Consider the following 1,546-nt stretch of genomic DNA (forward strand, 5'->3'; position numbering starts at 1 on the left):
GCGGTGGGCCGCGGCGGCCGGCAGGGACGCGCCGGCCACCAGCAGCAGCGCCAGACCGGCCCCCGCGAGCGTCCGCCGGGCCGCGCCGACCTCGCCGGCGCGGGCTCCCCGCCCCCGGGTCAGCACGGCTGGTCCGGGTGCGCCGAGCCGGAGCTGATCAGCCAGCGACCGTCGGGGTAGCGGGTGGCGGTGGCGGTGGCCAGATGTCTGCCGCCACCGCTGCCCGGGACCACGCGCTGGTCCTTGGTGTAGATCAGCCGGTAGCCGGTCGCGTCCAGGCAGTCCTGGATCTCCACGGTTGCCGGATCTGAGTCCAGGCTGACGGCGGTCACGCTGGGATCGGACGCCAACGTCCCGGTACGCATCGCGCCGTGCTCCTTTGCGTCGCGAATGGACAATTGCACCCGGGTCAGCAGCGGATCAGCGAGGTACCGGGACAGTTCCGGCGCGTGTGGATCGCTGCGCCGACTCGCCGTCCGCGATGCCGCGAGATAACCGGAGTACGCCTTCAGCGCCGCCTTTTCGGCAGCTTCCCGTTCGGCGCCCGAATCGGCCTGCACCCCGTCGCCCCGCGCCGTCGCCGGCCGGTCGACCGCCTCCTGCCCGCTGCCGCAGGCGGTGACCAGCACCGCCGCCACGACCGCCAGCAGGCAGATTGCCGCTCGCCTGAGCTGCCGTCCGCGCACCGCTGAACCCTCCTCGTGATCGCCCGACGTGCGACGAAGCACCGCCGCCGGGCATGCGGAAGCGCGCCCGGATCAGTGCCTTCCGGAGCTGTTCATTGCGCTTCCGCATTCACCGTTACGGATCTTCTACAAATGCAAGGTCCCGTGTCGTCCGGTCATTGAGGTGAGGCTTGCGTCACACCCAAGGGGCGAGCATAGGCTGACGCTCGCCGATGCAACAGAGGCAATTCAAGTGAACACTCTGAGTGATGATGGGTGGTGGTGGCGGGTGTCCGTGCTGCACCCCGGACGATTGCCGGTCGAGGGGCCGCCGATGGTCCGGCCTCGCCGGCCGGGGTTGGTCCGCCGCATCCCCCGGGTCGGTCCTGAGAGTGGGACATCGTGCATCCATCCCGGCATCCGGACGGCACCCCGGAGCGGCGGACGGGCTGCCCCGACCGGCACGCCGCCGAGCCTGCCCTCCGGCGGGAGGGTGGTCGTGCGACGACTGGCAAGCGTCGGTTTCCGCGCCATCCGCTACACCCGAGCGAGCGTTCAGTCACGATCCGTGTTCACCTTTACGAGGGGTGGCCGGCGTTCGGCGTGGTCCACGTGGCGCTGACCGGCCCCCCAGCGGCGGCACCCGGCCGGCGGCACCCGACCGATCGGGCGGCTGGGCCGGTCCCGGGTGCTGGCCGCCCTCGGCTCGCGACCGGGCTGGCGATCGTGGCGGTCAGTCCGCTGCTGCGGTTGGCCGTCGTGCGCTACGCCGTACCCTCGGGCACCCCCAGCCGGAGCGGCTGCGACGCGTGCGGCGCGGCGGTCGGCCTGACCCGGCCCTGGCCGGCGCTCGGCCCCTTCAGCCGGTGCGGCAGGTGCCG

The 1,546-nt window shown here is 72.8% G+C and carries 1 protein-coding gene; it reads right to left on the reverse strand.

The genetic code is table 11. The annotated features are described in order from the left end of the window. Nucleotides 1–119: 119 nt before the first annotated feature. Nucleotides 120–656, reverse strand: a complete 537-nt coding sequence (locus B0E54_RS32270; protein WP_374109338.1) for a hypothetical protein — start codon at nucleotides 654–656, stop codon at nucleotides 120–122. Nucleotides 657–1,546 lie beyond the last annotated feature (890 nt).

The organism is Micromonospora sp. MH99, from assembly GCF_021442385.1.
In the GTDB taxonomy this organism is placed as follows: Bacteria; Actinomycetota; Actinomycetes; order Mycobacteriales; family Micromonosporaceae; genus Micromonospora.